Source organism: Bacteroides sp. D20 (genome assembly GCF_003436255.1).
Classification (GTDB): Bacteria; Bacteroidota; Bacteroidia; order Bacteroidales; family Bacteroidaceae; genus Bacteroides; species Bacteroides uniformis.
Genome location: NZ_QSOO01000005.1, coordinates 117,664 through 138,066 on the forward strand (window position 1 = coordinate 117,664; position 20,403 = coordinate 138,066).

General features: G+C 50.2%; 15 protein-coding genes. 11 read left to right on the forward strand and 4 right to left on the reverse strand.

From position 1 onward, the window contains the following. Positions 1-225 precede the first annotated feature (225 nt). From glmS to DXD78_RS07060, 5 genes are all read left to right on the forward strand, one after another. A complete protein-coding gene (glmS, locus tag DXD78_RS07040; protein ID WP_057256482.1) occupies positions 226-2,070 on the forward strand; it encodes a glutamine--fructose-6-phosphate transaminase (isomerizing) in 1,845 nt (614 codons plus the stop codon). 146 nt (positions 2,071-2,216) lie between these two features. Beyond that, complete coding sequence (locus tag DXD78_RS07045; protein WP_057256483.1) at positions 2,217-4,100, forward strand: amidophosphoribosyltransferase; 1,884 nt, start codon at positions 2,217-2,219, stop codon at positions 4,098-4,100. 8 nt (positions 4,101-4,108) lie between these two features. Further along, the gene (gene carA, locus DXD78_RS07050; RefSeq protein ID WP_117652668.1) at positions 4,109-5,185 is read left to right on the forward strand and encodes a glutamine-hydrolyzing carbamoyl-phosphate synthase small subunit; all 1,077 of its coding nucleotides are present in this window, start codon (positions 4,109-4,111) and stop codon (positions 5,183-5,185) included. 217 nt (positions 5,186-5,402) lie between these two features. Next, positions 5,403-8,639, forward strand: a complete 3,237-nt coding sequence (gene carB / locus DXD78_RS07055) for a carbamoyl-phosphate synthase (glutamine-hydrolyzing) large subunit (RefSeq protein WP_005837254.1) — start codon at positions 5,403-5,405, stop codon at positions 8,637-8,639. 37 nt (positions 8,640-8,676) lie between these two features. Beyond that, positions 8,677-9,225: a methylated-DNA--[protein]-cysteine S-methyltransferase gene (locus DXD78_RS07060; protein WP_005837253.1), complete on the forward strand. Its 549-nt coding sequence runs from the start codon at positions 8,677-8,679 to the stop codon at positions 9,223-9,225. A gap of 2 nt (positions 9,226-9,227) precedes the next feature. Here DXD78_RS07060 and DXD78_RS07065 read toward each other — a convergent pair whose 3' ends face one another. Further along, positions 9,228-10,121, reverse strand: a complete 894-nt coding sequence (locus DXD78_RS07065; protein WP_034529753.1) for an AraC family transcriptional regulator — start codon at positions 10,119-10,121, stop codon at positions 9,228-9,230. 191 nt (positions 10,122-10,312) lie between these two features. Between DXD78_RS07065 and DXD78_RS07070 the strand changes: the two genes are divergently transcribed. The 6 genes from DXD78_RS07070 (at position 10,313) to DXD78_RS07095 (ending at position 17,763) form a co-directional block, all read left to right on the forward strand. After that, a complete protein-coding gene (locus tag DXD78_RS07070) occupies positions 10,313-11,575 on the forward strand; it encodes a TolC family protein (RefSeq protein WP_009038347.1) in 1,263 nt (420 codons plus the stop codon). A gap of 34 nt (positions 11,576-11,609) precedes the next feature. Then, entirely contained in the window at positions 11,610-12,500 is an 891-nt protein-coding gene (locus tag DXD78_RS07075; RefSeq protein WP_009038348.1) for an HlyD family secretion protein, read from the forward strand. Further along, a complete protein-coding gene (locus tag DXD78_RS07080; protein ID WP_009038349.1) occupies positions 12,478-13,935 on the forward strand; it encodes an ATP-binding cassette domain-containing protein in 1,458 nt (485 codons plus the stop codon). Before DXD78_RS07075 ends, DXD78_RS07080 begins: the two co-directional genes overlap by 23 nt. A gap of 47 nt (positions 13,936-13,982) precedes the next feature. Then, positions 13,983-15,086, forward strand: coding sequence for an ABC transporter permease (locus DXD78_RS07085; RefSeq protein ID WP_008664442.1), 1,104 nt, complete (start codon positions 13,983-13,985; stop codon positions 15,084-15,086). 112 nt (positions 15,087-15,198) lie between these two features. Continuing rightward, positions 15,199-16,314 (forward strand): ABC transporter permease, encoded by a 1,116-nt coding sequence (locus tag DXD78_RS07090; protein WP_009038350.1) that lies wholly within the window; start codon positions 15,199-15,201, stop codon positions 16,312-16,314. 312 nt (positions 16,315-16,626) lie between these two features. Then, entirely contained in the window at positions 16,627-17,763 is a 1,137-nt protein-coding gene (locus tag DXD78_RS07095; RefSeq protein ID WP_005827644.1) for an acyltransferase, read from the forward strand. Between the two features lie 80 nt (positions 17,764-17,843). Here the strand turns inward: DXD78_RS07095 and DXD78_RS07100 are convergent, their stop codons facing one another. The 3 genes from DXD78_RS07100 to DXD78_RS07110 form a co-directional block, all read right to left on the reverse strand. Next, a complete protein-coding gene (locus tag DXD78_RS07100) occupies positions 17,844-18,287 on the reverse strand; it encodes an Hsp20/alpha crystallin family protein (RefSeq protein WP_005827646.1) in 444 nt (147 codons plus the stop codon). 245 nt (positions 18,288-18,532) lie between these two features. Next, positions 18,533-19,000 carry a hypothetical protein gene (locus tag DXD78_RS07105; RefSeq protein WP_005827650.1) on the reverse strand — a complete coding sequence of 156 codons (468 nt, stop codon included), beginning with the start codon at positions 18,998-19,000 and terminating at the stop codon, positions 18,533-18,535. A gap of 34 nt (positions 19,001-19,034) precedes the next feature. After that, positions 19,035-20,336: a GNAT family N-acetyltransferase gene (locus DXD78_RS07110; RefSeq protein ID WP_083790062.1), complete on the reverse strand. Its 1,302-nt coding sequence runs from the start codon at positions 20,334-20,336 to the stop codon at positions 19,035-19,037. Positions 20,337-20,403 lie beyond the last annotated feature (67 nt).

Sequence of the window (20,403 nt, forward strand, 5' to 3'; positions counted from 1 at the left end):
ATTGATAGAAAACACCCTCTGTTTTCTTTTAATCCTAAATCAAAATCAGACGGTTTGATTTGGATTTATAAATTGAGCCTTTTGCTTTTAAAATAATACTTTCTTTAACTTTTTGATGTAAAAACAACTTTTTTCTATTCTTTTGATAAATAAATAGTGGAAAGATTAACTTTATGTTCTTAAGAATATGTATATTTGCAACGCAAAATCAAATACTGATACATTATGTGTGGAATAGTAGGCTATATAGGTCAAAGGAAAGCCTACCCCATTCTTATCAAGGGTCTGAAGCGGTTGGAGTACCGTGGATATGATAGTGCGGGGGTAGCATTAATCAGTGATAACCGACAGTTGAACGTGTACAAAGCGAAAGGTAAGGTTTCGGAACTTGAAACTTTCGTTGCTCAAAAAGATATTTCCGGTAGCATTGGTATTGCACATACACGTTGGGCCACTCATGGAGAACCTTGTTCCGTCAATGCCCATCCCCATTATTCCTCTTCCGAACGCCTCGCCCTCATCCATAACGGCATTATTGAAAACTACGCCGTCCTTAAAGAAAAACTTCAAGCCAAAGGTTATGTATTTAAAAGCAGCACTGATACCGAGGTGCTGGTACAGCTCATTGAATACATTCAGGTGACAAACCATATTGACCTGCTGACGGCGGTGCAACTTGCCTTGCAGGAAGTGATTGGGGCGTATGCCATTGCGGTGCTCGACAAGGACAATCCGGATGGGATAATCGCTGCACGCAAGAGCAGTCCGCTGGTGGTGGGCATCGGTGAAGGAGAGTTTTTCCTGGCTTCGGATGCCACGCCGATTGTGGAATACACGGATAAGGTGGTGTATCTGGAAGACGAAGAGATTGCCCTCATCCGTCGGGGAGAGAAGCTGAAGGTTGTTAACCTGAAGAATGTGGAATGTCCGCACGAGGTAAAGACGGTAGCGCTCAATCTCGGCCAGCTGGAGAAGGGCGGTTATCCGCACTTCATGCTGAAGGAAATCTTCGAACAGCCCGGCTGCATTCACGACTGCATGCGCGGGCGTATCAATGTGGAGGGTACGAACGTGGTTCTTTCTGCAGTGATTGATTATAAGGAACGTCTGCTGGCGGCCAAACGCTTCGTCATCGTGGCATGCGGTACGTCATGGCATGCCGCCCTCATCGGCAAGCATTTGATTGAAAGCTTCTGCCGTATTCCGGTAGAGGTGGAGTATGCCAGTGAGTTCCGTTACCGCGACCCGGTGATTGACAGCAACGATGTGGTGATTGCCATCTCGCAAAGCGGAGAAACGGCCGATACGCTGGCCGCCGTGGAGCTTGCCAAAAGCTGTGGGGCATTTATATACGGCATCTGCAATGCCGTCGGTTCCAGCATTCCCCGTGCCACGCACACGGGTTCCTATATCCACGTGGGACCGGAAATAGGGGTGGCATCCACCAAAGCCTTCACGGGGCAGGTAACGGTGCTTACCATGCTGGCCCTGACACTTGCCAAAGAGAAAAAGACGATGGACGAAGGGCAATACCTGGCAATTGTCAAGGAGCTGGGGCATATTCCCGACAAGATGGAAGAGGTCTTGAAATTGAACGACCGCATAGCGGAACTTTCCAAGATATTCACCTATGCACACAACTTTATCTATCTGGGACGCGGATACAGTTATCCCGTAGCCTTGGAAGGCGCCTTGAAGTTGAAGGAGATTTCGTATATCCATGCCGAAGGCTATCCTGCCGCCGAAATGAAGCACGGCCCCATTGCTCTGGTGGATACCGAAATGCCGGTAGTGGTCATTGCCACCCGGAATGGGCTTTATGAAAAGGTGCTGAGCAATATCCAGGAAATAAAGGCGCGTAAAGGCAGGGTTATCGCCATTGTGACAAAGGGAGATACGGTCATCAGTAAAATAGCCGACACTTGTATCGAGCTTCCCGAAACAATGGAGTGCCTTGATCCGTTAATAACTACGGTACCTTTGCAACTGCTTGCCTATCACATTGCCGTGTGCAAGGGAATGGATGTGGACCAGCCGAGGAACCTTGCTAAGTCGGTGACTGTAGAATGAGGACATGTACAATTTACCATTTACAATGTACAATGGGGCTGCGCTTGGGAGGGGTAAATGTAAATGGTAATTGTATGCTATAATAAGGAAAAGAAAATTGTACACTTAAAATTGTACATTGTAAATGGTAAATAGTAAATAAATAGATGGAACAACTGAAGCATGAATGCGGCGTCGCCATGATACGCCTGCTGAAACCTTTGGAGTACTATGAAGAGAAGTACGGAACATGGATGTACGGACTCAACAAGCTCTATCTCCTGATGGAGAAACAACACAACCGTGGGCAGGAAGGTGCCGGACTGGCCTGCGTGAAACTGGAAGCCAATCCCGGTGAGGAATATATGTTCCGTGAACGTGCGCTCGGTTCGGGCGCCATTACCGAAATTTTCGGTACGGTGCAGGGCAACTTCAAGGACTTGACCAAGGAACAGCTGCACGATGCGGAATATGCCAAGCGTGTGCTGCCCTTTGCAGGGGAGGTCTATATGGGACACCTGCGTTACTCCACTACCGGAAAGTCCGGCATCTCGTACGTGCACCCGTTCCTCCGGAGAAACAACTGGCGTGCCAAGAATCTTGCCCTCTGCGGCAACTTCAACATGACGAATGTGGATGAAATCTTCGCACGCATTACCGCCATCGGCCAGCATCCGCGCAAATATGCCGATACCTACATCATGCTGGAGCAGTTGGGACATCGCCTCGACCGCGAAGTGGAGCGCCTCTTCAACCTTGCCGAAGCGGAAGGGCTGGCAGGCATGGACATCACCCGTTATATAGAAAACCACATCGACCTTGCCAACGTGCTGCGCACTTCGAGCAAGGAGTGGGACGGGGGATACGTGATGTGCGGACTTACCGGCAGCGGAGAGACTTTTGCCGTACGCGACCCATGGGGCATCCGTACAGCCTTCTGGTATCAGGACGACGAGATAGCGGTGCTTGCCAGCGAACGTCCCGTGATACAGACAGCCCTTAATGTTCCTGTCGAATCCATCAAGGAGCTGCAACCCGGACAAGCCATGTTTATCAACAAGGCCGGCAAGGTGCGCACCGTGCAAATCAACAAGCCGCGCGAGGTGAAGCCTTGTTCCTTCGAGCGCATCTACTTCAGTCGGGGCAGTGATGTGGACATTTACCGGGAACGTAAACTGCTGGGTGAGAAACTTGTACCCAACATATTGAAAGCCATCGACAACGATGTGGACCATACCGTCTTCTCCTTCATCCCCAATACGGCAGAAGTCGCCTTCTACGGTATGTTGCAGGGATTGGACGACTACCTCAACGAGGAGAAGGTGCAGCAGATTGCCGCCTTGGGGCATAGTCCCAGCCACGACGAACTGGAGCATATCTTGTCGCGGCGCATACGGAGCGAGAAGGTAGCCATCAAGGACATCAAGCTGCGTACCTTCATTGCCGAAGGAAACAGCCGGAACGACCTTGCCGCCCATGTGTACGACATCACTTACGGAAGCCTTGTCCCGGGAGTGGATAATCTGGTCATCATCGACGACTCGATAGTGCGTGGAACCACCCTGAAGCAGAGCATCATCGGCATCCTTGACCGTCTGGAGCCAAAGAAGATAGTCATTGTAAGCTCTTCACCGCAGGTACGCTATCCCGACTACTACGGCATCGATATGGCTAAGATGAGTGAATTCATTGCCTTCAAGGCTGCTGTGGAACTGCTGAAGGAGCGTGAGATGCGCGATGTAATTGCCGCCGCCTACCGCAAGTCTAAGGAGCAGGTAGGCCTGCCCAAAGAACAGATGGTGAATTACGTGAAGGAGATTTATGCTCCTTTCACTGATGAGGAAATCTCTGCCAAGATGGTGGAGCTTCTTACTCCGAAAGGGACGAAAGCCAAAGTGCAGATTGTCTACCAGCCTCTCGAGGGGCTGCATGAGGCCTGCCCCAAGCATCCGGGTGACTGGTACTTCAGCGGCGATTATCCTACGCCGGGCGGTGTGAAGCTGCTGAATAAGGCATTTATTGATTATATAGAACAAGTTTATCAATTTTAATTGAATCAATGAGAAATGTAACTCTAATCCTCGACGACGGGAGCCGCTTCCACGGCAAGTCGTTCGGCTTTGAAAAACCGGTAGCGGGAGAGGTGGTCTTCAACACAGCCATGACGGGTTATCCCGAAAGCCTGACCGACCCTTCGTATGCCGGACAGCTGATGACGCTCACCTATCCGTTGGTGGGCAATTACGGTGTGCCGCCTTTTACTCTCGAACCGAATGGGCTTGCCACTTTTATGGAGAGCGAACATATCCATGCCGAAGCCATTATTGTAAGCGATTATAGTGAAAATTATAGCCATTGGAATGCGGTGGAAAGCCTCGGTGACTGGCTGAAACGCGAACAGATTCCGGGCATCACGGGCATCGATACCCGCGAACTGACAAAGGTGCTTCGCGAGCATGGGGTGATGATGGGACGTATCGCCTTTGATGATGAATCGGATGAAATGCCTGAGGCCTCTTATGCCGATGTGAATTATGTGGATAAAGTCAGCTGCAAGGAGGTTATCCGTTACAACGAAGGAACCGGTAAGAAGAAAGTGCTTCTTGTGGATTGCGGCGTCAAGCATAACATCATCCGCTGCCTGCTGAAACGTGACGTGGAAGTGATTCGCGTTCCCTGGAACTATGATTATACCGGAATGGAGTTCGATGGGCTGTTCATCTCCAACGGCCCCGGCGACCCCGATACCTGCGATGCTGCCGTGCAGCATATCCGCAAGGCAATGCAGAACGAGAAACTGCCCATCTTCGGCATCTGTATGGGAAACCAGTTGCTTTCCAAAGCTGGGGGCGCCAAGATATACAAATTGAAATACGGTCACCGCAGCCATAACCAACCGGTGCGTATGGTGGGTACGGAACGTTGCTTCATCACCTCACAGAATCATGGGTATGCCGTAGACAACAACACGCTGACAGAAGACTGGGAACCGCTTTTCATCAATATGAACGATGGTTCTAATGAAGGAATCCGCCACAAATGCAATCCCTGGTTCTCCGCACAGTTTCATCCCGAAGCTGCCAGCGGGCCGACGGATACGGAGTTTCTTTTTGATGACTTTGTGAAGTTGCTTTAGTAAGAGAATTTTATCAAGAATGATTGCGTTCATAATCTCTTGATAATCAGTATGTAAAAGACGGTATAATGAGTCCCATACTGAATGTCATTCAGTCCCAGAGTGAATACCTTTCAGTCCTATACTGAATGCCATTCAATTAGTGACTGATTGTGTAAGGTAAGAGAAAGATAAGGTTTTATTACTACTATTACATTTTTAATAAACAGATATGCAAATGAAAGAAAACAATATAAAGAAAGTCCTGCTGCTCGGTTCCGGCGCACTGAAAATCGGTGAGGCAGGAGAATTTGACTACTCCGGTTCGCAGGCGCTCAAGGCATTGAAGGAGGAAGGCATCTACACGGTTCTCATCAATCCGAACATTGCCACGGTACAGACCTCGGAAGGAGTTGCCGACCAGATTTACTTCCTGCCCGTCACTCCTTACTTCGTGGAGAAGGTGATAGAGAAGGAGCGCCCGGACGGCATCATGCTTGCTTTTGGTGGGCAGACGGCACTGAACTGCGGTGTTTCCCTCTATAAAGACAAGATTTTCGAGAAGTACGGTGTGACGGTTCTCGGCACTCCCGTGCAGGCCATCATTGACACGGAGGACCGTGAAATCTTTGTGCAGAAACTGAATGAGATTGATGTGAAGACCATCAAGAGCGAAGCTGTGGAGAATGCGGCAGATGCCCGTCGCGCAGCCCGGGAACTGGGATATCCGGTCATTGTCCGTGCCGCATACGCGCTTGGTGGACTGGGTTCGGGTTTTTGCGACAATGAAGAAGAGCTGAATGTGCTGGTGGAGAAAGCCTTCTCCTTCTCCCCGCAGGTGTTGGTGGAAAAATCGCTGAAGGGATGGAAGGAAGTGGAATACGAGGTGGTGCGCGACCGCTTCGACAACTGCATCACGGTCTGTAATATGGAGAACTTCGACCCCCTGGGCATCCATACGGGTGAGTCCATCGTTATTGCCCCGTCACAGACGTTGAGCAATACGGACTATCATAAATTGCGTGAACTCGCTATCCGCATTATCCGTCACATCGGCATTGTGGGAGAGTGTAACGTGCAGTATGCCTACGACCCGATGAGCGAGGACTACCGGGTAATCGAGGTAAATGCACGCTTGAGCCGTTCGTCTGCACTTGCCTCTAAAGCAACGGGTTATCCGTTGGCGTTTGTAGCGGCAAAACTCGGCTTGGGCTATGGCTTGTTCGACTTGAACAACTCTGTGACAAAGACTACAAGCGCTTTCTTCGAACCCGCCCTGGACTATGTGGTCTGCAAGATACCGCGTTGGGATTTGGGCAAGTTCCACGGGGTGGACAAAGAGCTGGGTTCGAGCATGAAGTCGGTAGGCGAGGTGATGGCTATCGGCCGTACTTTCGAGGAAGCCATCCAGAAGGGGCTTCGCATGATAGGCCAGGGCATGCACGGCTTCGTAGAGAACAAGGAACTGGTGATTGCCGATTTGGACAAGGCTCTGCGCGAACCTACCGACAAACGTATCTTTGTCATCTCCAAAGCCTTCCGTGCCGGGTATACGGTGGACCAGGTGCACGAATTGACCAAGATAGACCGTTGGTTCCTGGAGAAGTTGATGAACATCATGGATACCAGCAGGGAACTGCACTCTTTTATGGCTGATGGAGAGTTGCCAATGATTCCCGTGGACTTATTGCGTAAAGCCAAAGTACAAGGCTTCTCTGATTTCCAGATAGCCCGTGCCCTCGGCTTGGAACAAGCAATGGACGGCGAAGAAGCCATCCTTGCCGTCCGCAATTTCCGCAAGAGTGCAGGCATTCTGCCCGTAGTGAAGCAGATAGATACCCTTGCCGCCGAATATCCCGCACAGACCAACTATCTCTACCTAACGTATAGTGGCACGGCAAATGATGTCCGTTACCTCGGCGACCGCAAGTCCATCGTCGTATTGGGCTCCGGCGCCTACCGCATCGGTTCTTCCGTAGAGTTCGACTGGTGCGGCGTGCAGGCCCTGAACACCATTCGCCAGGAAGGCTACCGCAGTGTCATGATAAACTACAACCCCGAAACCGTGTCTACGGACTATGACATGTGCGACCGTCTTTACTTCGACGAGCTCACCTTCGAGCGCGTGATGGATATTCTCGAACTGGAGAATCCCCACGGGGTGATTGTCTCTACCGGTGGTCAGATACCGAATAACCTTGCCCTGCGCCTCGATGCGCAGAAGGTACCTATTCTCGGCACAAGCGCCAGGAGCATCGACAATGCCGAAGACCGTGACAAGTTCTCCGCCATGCTCGACCGCATTGGTGTAGACCAACCCGAATGGCGGGCGCTGACCTCCCTGGAGGACATCAACGCCTTTGTGGATAAGGTGGGCTTCCCGGTATTGGTCCGTCCTTCCTACGTATTGTCCGGCGCTGCGATGAACGTCTGTTCCAACCGGGAGGAGCTGGAACGCTTCCTGAAGCTGGCGGCGAATGTCAGCAAGAAACATCCCGTAGTGGTGAGCCAGTTCATTGAGCATGCCAAGGAGGTGGAGATGGATGCTGTGGCGCAAGATGGAGAGATTATCGCGTACGCCATCAGTGAGCATATCGAGTTTGCCGGAGTGCATTCCGGTGACGCCACTATCCAGTTCCCGCCACAAAAGTTGTATGTGGAGACGGTGCGCCGCATCAAGCGCATCAGCCGCGAGATTGCCCGTGAGCTGAACATCTCCGGTCCGTTCAATATCCAGTATCTGGCACGCGAGAACGACATCAAGGTGATTGAGTGCAACCTCCGTGCCAGCCGTTCGTTCCCGTTTGTCAGCAAGGTGCTGAAGATAAACCTTATTGAACTTGCCACGAAGGTGATGCTCGGCATTCCGGTACAGAAGCCGGACAAGAATCTGTTCGATTTGGATTACGTAGGCATCAAGGCGAGCCAGTTCTCCTTCAACCGTCTGCAGAAGGCCGACCCGGTACTGGGTGTGGATATGGCAAGCACGGGCGAGGTGGGTTGCATCGGCAGCGATACTTCCTGCGCCATTCTCAAGGCGATGCTCTCCGTGGGATATCGTATTCCAGAGAAAAATATCCTGCTTTCTACCGGTACTCCGAAGCAGAAAGTGGACATGCTTTCTGCCGCGCGTATGCTTCAGAAGAAGGGGTATAAGATATTTGCCACGGGTGGTTCCAGCAACTTCCTTACGGAGAACGGTGTGGAGAATACGCGCGTCTACTGGCCCAGCGAACCCGAACGCCAGCCGCAGGCACTCGACATGCTGCACCGCAAGGAGATAGACATGGTGGTCAATATTCCGAAGAACCTCACCGCAGGCGAGTTGGATAACGGCTACAAGATACGCCGTGCCGCCATCGACCTCAATATTCCGTTGATAACGAATGCCCGTCTGGCAAGTGCGTTCATCAATGCATTCTGCACGATGATGCCGGATGATTTGGCTATCAAGTCGTGGGCGGAGTACAAATGATGATTTAATTTGCTATCTTTGCTGAAAACTAAGTTCGATGGAAACAATTTTGACCCAATACTATCAATCTCCTTATGGCGAGTTGCTCCTCGGCTCTTTCGGCGATAAACTCTGCCTATGCGACTGGATGCTGAACGAGAAACGTAGAGTACCCGTTGATAAGCGTATACGGCAGGCGCTGCATGCCGATTATGAGGAAGGCACTTCGGAAGTGATTGCAAGGGCAATCATTCAGTTGGATGAGTATTTTGCCTGTAAGCGGACCATATTCGATGTTCCACTGCTTGCAGTCGGAACAGAATTCCAGCGGACGGTGTGGCAGGAGTTGCAGAACATCCCTTACGGAAAAACAGTGTCCTACGGCGAGCTTTCACGAAAGCTGGGCAATCCGAAAGCCGTACGTGCGGTGGCGGCTGCCAATGGGGCAAATGCCCTCTCCATACTCATCCCCTGCCATCGTGTGGTGGGCAGCAACCATACGCTGATAGGCTATGCCGGTGGACTGGCAGCCAAACAAGGGATGCTGGCATTGGAAGCGGACTCTTGCGACGGACCGTCAGGCTCCCGTATAGGACAGCTGTTTTGAGGTCAGGTTTGTTTCTGGTATTCCGCCGGTGTCATCCCCGTCATACGTTTGAAGAACTTCGAGAAGAACGACGGATTGGGAAAGTTCAGTTCGTCTGATATTTGAAACACCAGTAGATTACTGTGTTTCAGCAATACTTTGGCTTCGAGGATAACTGCTTGATTAATCCATTGCATCACGGTTTGTCCGCTTGTTTCACGTATCACCGAGCTCAGATAGTGCGGTGTCAGGCATAGTTTGTCGGCATAGAAGTTGACGCTGCGTTCGTGCTTGCTGTGTTGGTTCACCAAAGCGATGAAGCGGCGGAATAGCTCTTCCTGGCGTGAAAGGCGTGCCGGAGTTGACTTGCATGTGTGCTCGTGGATATACTTAAGGTTATAGAGAAGTGAGACAATCAAGTGCTGTACAGCTCCGCGGCGGTAGGGCAAACAATGTAGTATATTCCACAATAAAGAGAAGAAGCTGCTGATGTGTGCCCATTCCTCGTTGTTGCATGAAAGGCGGATTCCGTTTCGTGTATAAGCTTCCGAAAGAATGGAATTCTGTAGTACGGGCAGAAAATTGGCAGTGGGCATGATGACTTGGAATTCGTAGTCGGGACTGACTTCCGATATTTCTATCAGCGAATTGTCAGGGATGATAATAATATCGTGGGCTGTAGCTTCATATTCGATAAGATTGATGGAGATTCGGCCCTTACCTTGCATGATGCGTACAATCCTTCCTTCTTTGGCACGATAAGGTTGCTGGGTGCGGAATAGCCTGAATCCCATTGCTTGAAAACTGATGACCATTCCCAAATCGTCGTTTATAAATCTGTATTCGGAATGTTCTATAAAATCCGGATTGTTGCGGATGTCCTCGAATGCGACGCTTATCGGTTTGTTCTTTTCCATATCTTTCCCTTTATGAATAATGTATATTTCCACCGCAAAGATAATAAAGTGTTCCTATTATTTGTCTTTTTCTACGAAATGTCGTACTATTAGAACATCTTTGCGCACAAATGGATTGTAAGGTTATAGGGTTATGCCTTTATCTTTGCATGTGTATAGAACAAAACCATGTAGAATAAACAAGAAACAGAATGGATATGAAACGAACCGTTTTCTTTTTTACCCTTTCTCTTGCCGCCATGCTGGCACATGCCCAGCTCACGTTGGAAGAGTGCCAGCGCCGGGCGCAAGACAATTATCCGTTGGTCAGGCAATACGGACTGATAGAAAAGGCACGCGGGTACGACCTCTCCAATGCCGGAAAAGGTTACTTGCCCCAGTTTTCCCTATCCGGCAAGGCCACGTACCAGAGTGACATCACCCGGCTACCGGTCGAAATCCCTAATCTCGACATCAAGACTGCTTCGAAAGACCAATATCAGGTGATGCTCGAAGTGCAGCAGGTCCTCTGGGATGGTGGGGATATACGTTCCAGAAAACGATTGACGCGTGCCGCCTCGGAAGTGGAACTGGAAAAACAGCATGTAGACATGTATGCCTTGACTGACCGGGTGAACCAGCTCTTTTTCGGCATCCTGCTGTTGGACGAACAGCTGAAACAGAACAGCCTCTTGCAAGAAGATTTAGGAAGAACCCACAAGCAGGTAGCCGACTATATAGCCAATGGCATCGCCACCCTGAGCGACCTGGATGCAGTCAGCGTAGAGCAACTGAACACCAGGCAGCACCGTGTGGAATTGGAGACCACCCGCCGTGCATACCTCAGCATGCTTGCTGCCTTTACGGGCAAGGATCTCTCTTCCGAAACGGTTTTATTGAAACCGGCTGCCGAAGAAAACATAGACCGGCAGATGAACAACCGCCCCGAACTTCGTTGGTACGATGCGCAGGGAGAGCAACTCCACCAGCAGGAGGCAGCCTTGAACACCCGGTTGATGCCGCGTTTCGGCCTTTTTGTACAAGGGGCATACGGCAATCCGGGATTGAATATGCTGAAAGATGAATTCAACGCCTATTACATGGCGGGGGTGCGCATGTCCTGGAATTTCGGCAGTCTGTATACGTTGAAGAACGACCGCCGCAGGATAGACAATACCCGCCAACAGATAGAGACCGGCCGGGATGTGTTCCTTTTCAACATTAGCCTGCAGGCTACGCAGCAGGATGCGGGCATTGTATCCATGCGCCGCCAGATGGCGGATGATGACGAGATTATCCGTCTGCGTGGGAATATCCGCCGTGCAGCCGAGGCCAAGGTGCAGAACGGGACAATGACCGTGACCGATATGCTGCGGGAGATTACCAACGAAAGTATGGCACGACAGACCAAGGCATTGCATGAGGTGCAGTTGCTGATGAACATCTGGCAGCTGAAATATACGCTGAACAATTAATGACTATAATCCGTAATTTATAACTTGAAATAGTATGAAATCATTGAAATTATTTCCTTTTTTATTTCTCCTTGCCGCCTGTACCGGCGGTACTCCGAAATATGATGCGACGGGAACGTTCGAGGCTACCGAAGTCATCGTTTCTGCCGAGGCGTCCGGAAAACTGCTGAGTTTCGACATCGAGGAAGGCACGACACTGAAAGACGGGCAGGAAGTAGGCATTATAGATACCGTCCAACTCTATCTGAAGAAACTCCAGTTGGAGGCCAGTGTCAAGTCCGTGGAAGGCCAGCGGCCCGATATCCTGAAGCAAGTAGCCGCCACTCAGGAACAGATTGTGCAGGCACGGCGCGAGCGCGACCGCGTGTCCAACCTGCTCCGTGTGGGTGCCGCCAACCAGAAGCAGCTCGATGATGCCGAGTCCCTTCTCGAAGTCCTCCGCAAGCAGCTCGACGCACAGAACTCCACCCTGCGCAACAGTGACCGCAGCCTGACGTGGCAAAGCTCCTCTGTCGGCATCCAGGTGGCGCAGATAGAAGACCAGCTGCGCAAATGCCACATCACCTCTCCGCTGACGGGAACCGTCCTTGCCCAATATGCCGAAGCCGGAGAACTGGCTGCTCCCGGCACCCCTCTTTTCAAAGTGGCGGATATGGAGCAGATTTACCTCCGTGCCTACATCACCTCCGAGCAGCTTGCCGAAATCAAGCTGGGACAGCAAGTGAAGGTTTATGCGGATTATGGAAAGGAAGTGCGGAAAGAATACCCCGGCATCGTTACCTGGATTTCCGATACGTCCGAATTCACTCCAAAAACTATCCTGACGAAAGACGAGCGTGCCAATCTGGTCTATGCTGTAAAGATTGCCGTGAAGAATGACGGGATGCTGAAAATAGGAATGTATGGAGGCTGTAACTTTAACTAATATCTCCAAGCGTTACGGCAGCGTGGAAGCCCTGCGGGGTGTCTCTCTGTCAGTGGCTCCCGGTGAGCTTTTCGGCATCATCGGGCCGGACGGTGCGGGCAAGACATCGCTTTTCCGCATCCTCACCACTTTGCTGCTTGCCGACGGAGGCTCGGCTTCGGTCTGCGGTCTGGATGTGGTGAAGGACTACAAAGCCATCCGCAGGCGGGTGGGGTATATGCCCGGACGCTTCTCCCTCTATCCGGACTTGACGGTGGAGGAGAATCTCAATTTCTTCGCCACCGTCTTCCACACCACCATCGAGGAGAATTATGATTTGGTGCGCGACATTTACCGGCAGATAGAACCTTTCCGCAAGCGCCGCGCCGGAGCGTTGTCCGGCGGCATGAAGCAGAAACTCGCCCTTAGCTGTGCCCTTATCCATAAACCGGATGTCCTCTTTCTGGACGAACCCACTACGGGCGTCGACCCCGTGTCCCGCAAGGAATTCTGGGGAATGCTTCGCCGACTGAAGGAGCAGGGTATCACCATCATTGCTTCCACCCCCATCATCGACGAAGCGCGCCAATGCGACCGCATCGCCTTCATCAACGAAGGAGAGATAAAAGGCATCGATACCCCCGACCGTATCCTGACACGCTTTGCGGGCATCCTCTGCCCTCCGGGCTTGCAGCACGAACGGGTGGAAAACCACGAAAACAAGGTGATTGAAGTGGAAGGGTTGACCAAGCGGTTCGGTAATTTCACCGCTGTAGACCACATCTCCTTCCAAGTCCATCGGGGCGAGATTTTCGGTTTCCTGGGAGCCAACGGGGCAGGCAAGACCACCGCCATGCGCATGCTTACGGGACTTAGCCGCCCCACCGGCGGCAAGGCATGTGTGGCAGGTTTCGATGTGGCTTCCCAACCCGAAGAAGTGAAGAAGAACATCGGCTACATGAGCCAGAAATTTTCCCTTTACGAAGACCTCAAGGTGTGGGAGAATATCCGCCTCTTTGCCGGTATCTACGGCATCCCCGAAGCGGAGATTGCCCCCAAGACGGATGAGCTGCTCCTCCACCTCGGGCTGGAAAAGGAACGGGATACACTGGTGAAAAGCCTTCCGCTGGGCTGGAAGCAGAAGCTGGCCTTCTCCGTCTCCATCTTCCACCGTCCCAAGATTGTCTTTCTGGATGAGCCTACGGGTGGGGTGGACCCTGCCACGCGCCGCCAGTTCTGGGAGCTGATTTACCAGGCTGCCGACGAGGGCATCACCGTCTTTGTCACCACCCACTTTATGGACGAGGCGGAGTATTGCGACCGCATCTCCATCATGGTAGACGGCGTCATCCGTGCACTCGACACTCCCGGGGAGCTGAAACGGCAGTTCAATGCCACTACGATGGACGATGTATTCCAACAACTGGCTCGTCAAGCTGTGCGAACCGCCGACTGAAAATCCGTGAAATCCGCATTATCCGAGCCTAAATATAAATATAGACAATGAAACAATTCATATCTTTCATCCGAAAAGAGTTCTTCCATATCTTCCGCGACCGGCGCACGATGCTGATTCTGCTGGGCATGCCCATCGTGCAGATAATCCTTTTCGGTTTTGCCATCACCACCGAGGTGAAGAACGTGCGTGTGGCGGTGCTCGACCCGTCGAATGACGTAGTTACCCGCCGTATCATCGACCGCATGGATGCAAGCGAATACTTCACCGTCATCCGCCGCCTGCATTCTCCCGCCGATATGGAGGCTTCTTTCGGAAGAGGGGAGATTGACATGGCGCTTGTTTTCAGCGAGCGTTTCTCGGACAAGCTTTATACCGGCGAGGCGCGCGTGCAGCTTGTCTCCGACGCCACAGACCCCAATATGGCGACTATGCAGGCAGGCTATGCCGCAAACATCATCTCCTCTGCCGGGCAGGAGATGCTTCTGCCGGGAGTGCATGCCGCTGCCATCGTACCCCAGCTCAAGCTGCTGTACAATCCGCAGATGAAGAGTGCCTACAACTTCGTGCCGGGTGTCATGGGGCTTATTCTGATGCTGATTTGCGCCATGATGACCTCCATCTCCATTGTGCGCGAGAAGGAGACGGGGACGATGGAGGTCCTGCTGGTTTCTCCCGTCAAACCGCTTTTCATCATTCTGGCAAAGGCGGTGCCCTATTTTGTGCTGTCGTTTGTCAACTTGACCACCATTCTTCTACTTTCGGTCTATGTGCTCGATGTTCCCGTGGCGGGCAGCTTGTTCTGGCTGGTGGTGGTGTCGCTGCTATTCATTTTTGTCTCCCTGGCGCTGGGGCTGCTGATTTCCACGGTCACCCGGACGCAGGTTGCCGCCATGCTGGTGTCCGGACTGATGCTGATGATGCCCACCATGTTGCTTTCGGGCATGATATTCCCCATTGAGAGTATGCCCGTTATCTTGCAGGCCATTTCAGCTGTGCTTCCTGCACGCTGGTATATCCAGGCGGTGCGTAAGCTGATGATTGAGGGAGTGGATGTTTCGCTTGTGCTGATGGAGGTCGGCATACTTGCCACGATGGCGGTATTGCTGATAACGGTGAGTTTCAAGAAATTCAAGCATCGGCTTGAGTAAAGAGCGGATATGAATTTTATATTAATTATTCAGGCAGAAGAACATAAGGACAAAAGGATACGGGAAATCTGTTCTTTTGTTCTTATGTCTAAAATCTTTAAAATATCGTCTTATGATAAAGTTTCTCATTGAAAAGGAATTCAAGCAGTTGTTCCGCAACTCCTTCCTGCCCAAGCTGATTTTCATTTTCCCGTGCATGATTATGATACTGATGCCCTGGGCCGCCAATCTGGAGATAAAGAACATCAATCTGAATATAGTGGACAATGACCACAGCGTCTTGTCTCGCCGTCTGGTAGATAAAATCGGTGCATCCACTTATTTCCGCCTGACAGCGCTTCCCGATACATATGATGAGGCTTTGCTGGCCATTGAAGCAGGTTCGGCAGATGTCGTGCTGGAGATTCCCCGTGATTTCGAAAAGGATTGGGTGAAGGGAGAGGCGCCCCGCCTGCTGGTGGCGGCCAATGCCGTGAACGGCACGAAGGGCAGTCTGGGAGGATCCTACTTGTCTTCCATCATCAGTGACTATACCTGTGAACTGGGTTCGGAGTCGTCTTCGCAAGGGCTTGCCGGGAAGCCGCTTCCCCGGGTGGACATCACTACGCAGAATCTTTACAACCCCACGCTGAACTACAAGCTTTTCATGATTCCTGCCCTCATGGTAATGCTGCTGACGCTGATTTGCGGTTTTCTCCCTGCCCTCAATGTGGTGGGCGAGAAGGAGGCGGGCACCATCGAGCAGATAAATGTCACCCCCGTCGGCAAGTTCACTTTCATTGCCGCCAAGCTGATACCTTACTGGCTGATAGGTTTTGTGGTGCTGACCATCTGTTTCGTTCTGGCATGGGTACTTTACGGCATTCTGCCGGCGGGACATTTCCTCACTATCTACGGCATGGCGCTGTTTTTTCTACCGGTGGTGTCGGGGTTCGGGCTGGTCATATCCAATCATTCGACCACGTTGCAGCAGGCCATGTTTGTCATGTGGTTCTTCATGCTTATCCTTATTCTGATGAGTGGTCTTTTCACCCCTATCCACAGTATGCCTGAGTGGGCGCAATGGATTACGCGCATCAATCCGCTACGCTATTTTGTGGAGGTGATGCGTACCATCTATCTCCGTGGTGGCGGATTTGCCGAACTGCTTCCGCAACTGGGAGCCGTGTTGGTCTTTGCATTGGTCTTCAATCTGTGGGCGGTAAAAAGTTATAAGAAAAGTAGTTAACTGATTTTTCTTTATTATTATCCTATTTGGCTCTCTTTTTTGAAGAAGGGCTACACCATTTGCCTTGGATAGCTACACCCTTTTGTGTTTAAGGCTACACCATGAGGAGGAAAAGGTGTAGCCCTTTTATTATGGATAATAAAAGCTGTTTTTTGTGCGGAAAAAAAGGTGCAAGTAGTGATATGTATCTAATGATAAAGACAACTGTTATACTTGTCAATTAATTGATAGAGTTTATATGATATCTATCAGTTCCCTTATTGGAAAAAACTCTTATCTTTGTACGCGAATAAATAAATATCTTATACCAAAATGAATACACGAACTACTTATCTTGCCTCGAAACCGCATTATGAGATTCTTGACGGACTTCGTGGCGTGGCGGCTGTCATGGTTATTATCTTCCATCTTTTTGAAGCACATGCAGGTGGCAGCCATCTTACTCAAATTATCAATCATGGTTATCTGGCAGTGGATTTCTTCTTCATGCTTTCCGGTTTTGTTATCGGCTATGCTTATGATGACCGTTGGAACCGGATGACCGTGGGCACTTTCTTCAAACGCCGTATCATCCGCCTGCATCCTATGGTGATTATGGGAAGCATTGTGGGCGCTGCCTTTTTCTATTTTCAGGAGTCGCCTTGTTTTCCACCTATCGAGAATACGTCCATCGGAACAATGCTGCTGGTGATGTTGCTGGGCTGTACCTTGCTTCCTCTTCCGCTGAAGTTCGACATTCGCGGCTGGACGGAAATGCATCCGTTGAATGGCCCGGCATGGTCGCTCTATTATGAATATATCGGTAATATCCTGTATGCGTTGTTTGTACGCAAGTTCAATAAGGTGGCCCTGTCGGTGCTGGTATTTGTGGCAGGGTGTTTTACGGTGTACCGTTGTCTGACTGCTCCTGCCGGCGATATTGTGGGTGGTTGGGCCTTGAACTGGGAACAGCAGTATGTGGGTATGGTCCGGCTGATGTATCCGTTCTTCGGCGGATTGCTTCTGTCACGCCTCGGCTGGCTGATACGGCTTGAAAAGCGTGCTTTCTGGTGGTGCAGCCTGCTGATTGTGGTGGTTCTTTCCATTCCCCGTATCGGAGGTGAGGATGGTTACTGGATGAACGGGCTTTACGAGGCTTTCTGTATTATCTGCATCTTCCCGGTCATTGTTTCGATGGGAGCGGGCGGCAAGGTGACCGGTAAGCGCTCTACTGCCGTATGCAAGTTCCTGGGAGATATTTCCTATCCGATTTATATCACCCATTATCCGCTGGTATATACTTATACGGCTTGGGTATGCAACAATAACGCTACAATGGCGGAAGGTATCCCTTATATGATACTTACTTTCGTGGGAGCCGTTGTCCTTGCTTATGCTTGTTTGAAACTGTACGACGAACCGGTGCGCAAGTGGCTGACAGACCGTTTTCTGAAAGGGAAGAAGAAATAGTTCCGTATGGCTATGGATATAAAAAATCTCCCGTTGCATTATCTTGTGCAGCGGGAGATTTTCTTTTTAATGGCCGGGCGTTATTTTACGTCGATGAATTTCTTGGCCTTTTCTTTTTCTGCTTCTGTAAACTTAGGCAATGTAATGTTCAACACGCCGTTTTCTACATGGGCGCCAATCTTTTCCTTATCGACATCGTCCGGAAGAATCATGGTTTGCTGGAACTTGGTGTATGAGAATTCGCGGCGCAAGTAGCGGCCTTCCTTCTTTTCGTCCTTGTTGTTCTCTTCCTTGCTTTCTGTTTTCTTTTCCATGCTGATGACCAGATTGTTTTCTTCATCGATGTGAACGTTGAAGTCTTCTTTTGTCATACCGGGAGCAGCCAATTCAACTTTGTACTCTTTTGCTGTTTCGAATACGTTGATGGCAGGGGCGGTGGCATTTGCTTTTACCATCCAATCATTGTCAAAGAAATCATTAAAAATACTCGGTAACCAATTTTGGTTTCTTCTTACAGGCATCATAGTTATAGTCTCCTATTGTTTAAGTTAAACATGCTGTTTAGTTTTGAACTCCGGTTCTTTGTCTTCGGGTGTCTGCCTTTTGGGTTTTCACCATCCGTTTCTTGAACCGTCGTTCGCTAACAATATTGCAAACCTTATGCCAACCAGTTTTCACTGACTTTATTGACTATTTGTCATTGAAAAACTGACTTATTTGCTTGTTTAATGCCATTTTGCTATCTTATTTATTAAAAATTGATAGATTTTCAGACTAATTTAAAACGCATTCTCCAACGCTTGGCTTCTTCGTCCCAATCGTGACTGATGATTTTGAAGGTTCCGATTTCTGATGTATTCTCCACATGTACTCCGATGCAGAGGCATTCGTCGTAATCGCCTACTTTCACGACACGTACCGTTTCCGAAGCACCATCGGGCAGGCGTTCCAAGTCGAAACGTCCTTGCGCTTCCTCTTGCGTAATGAATTCTGTTGTGACGGGCAGCTGTCGGGCGATTACCTCGTTTACGGCCTCTTCCAGCTTCTTTATTTCTTCTTCTGTGGGGCAGGCGGCAAGGAGATAGTCCAGCTTGCTCTTCTTCCGTTCTATGTGTGCTGATATGGAGCGGCCGCAACCGAATAACCTTATCATGGTCTGGTTGATGATGTGCTCCGTGGTGTGCATAGGAGGGTACTCCTGCTTGTTGTGGTCATTGAGATGAGGTTGTTGTTCCATGTATAATTTCAATAGTTGATATATATTTGATATTTTATCGTTTGAGGTTGGCCAGCACTTCTTCTTTCAGGATGCTGTATATATGTATATCTGTATATTCTCCAGAAGCCAGCAGTTCTCCGCAACGTTCTGTTCCCTCATGGACGAAACCGAGGCGAACCGGTACGGCGTTACTGGCTGCATTGCCCACGGCACAGCGAATTTGTATCCGCTTTATCTCTTTTTCTTGTACGGCCCACAGACACAGCTTGCGGACACTTTCAGTAATGATGCCCCGATGCTGGTATTCCGGCAGTAGCCAATAGCCGAGTTCTGTACGGTGGTTGTCGAAATCGGAGAAATGGAAACCTATCAGTCCGCAGATTTCATGTTGTTGGTTCCAAATACCGAATATTGGCTCATTTCGTTCGGCAGGAGCAGATAATACCTGACGTAAAAAAGCTTCTTCATCAGCTATTGTGCGCATATTATCCACAAATGGCAGCCATGTTCTTAAGTAGTCCCGGTGTGTGTCGATGGCATGGTAGATGGCTGCGGCATCTTCTATTCTGATTTCCTGCAGATAAATGTCCGGAAGGATGGGGAAGGAAATGGGAGAGGGGAGGATATGTACGTCTCCTGATTGGGACAGCTGTATCCTTTCCTTGATTTTTCCCCAGGCATGTGTATCGAACAGACAGCTTTCGCGCATGGTGTGATACATTTCCTTGAATCGGGACATGGGGATAGTGAAGCTCAATAAGTCCGCTTCGAAGTATGGGCGGACGGAGGGGTCGAAGAATCCCAGGAAAGTACGTTTCCCTTGTTTCCGGTTTTCAATGATGGTTTGGGTAATGACGGAACAGCAGCCGGAGCCGAATGGGGCTGCTACGGCATCCGATGCATTGTTGTCGAAGAAGGTCCATGTCGCCAGTCCGGATAGAATGTCGGGAGTTGGCAGGAACAGCAGTCCTTCCACTTCATCAAAGGAAGGTATCTTGTCTATGCGGGCAAAATGCAGATAGGCTTTGTCAGTTCTGGAAATCTGTAGCTCATTGACAAAATCTACCACCATTTCGGGAGTTTTCTTGTATTTCTCTTTCAAGGAGACAAAACCCGGGACGCGCTCGGGCATTTCTGTAAATCCGGTATAGAACTTGCCTCCTCCGCAGGTGATTGTTTCGTTGCTGAGACTGACGGTTTTGCCGTCTCTGACTTGTTTCATGCATTTGAAGAGACAACCGGTTACTTTCTCTGTAGATGCCTCCATTCGGTCTGAATACCAAAAGGCGATGGGGAGTTCGGCGTGTTGGCCGAAAGCTTCCTGATAATTGGCAATAAATGTGTGTATATCCATGATGCTCGGATGATATTTATGATATGGTCTTTCTTTGGATTTTCCGTAAAGGTAATTCAATATTTTG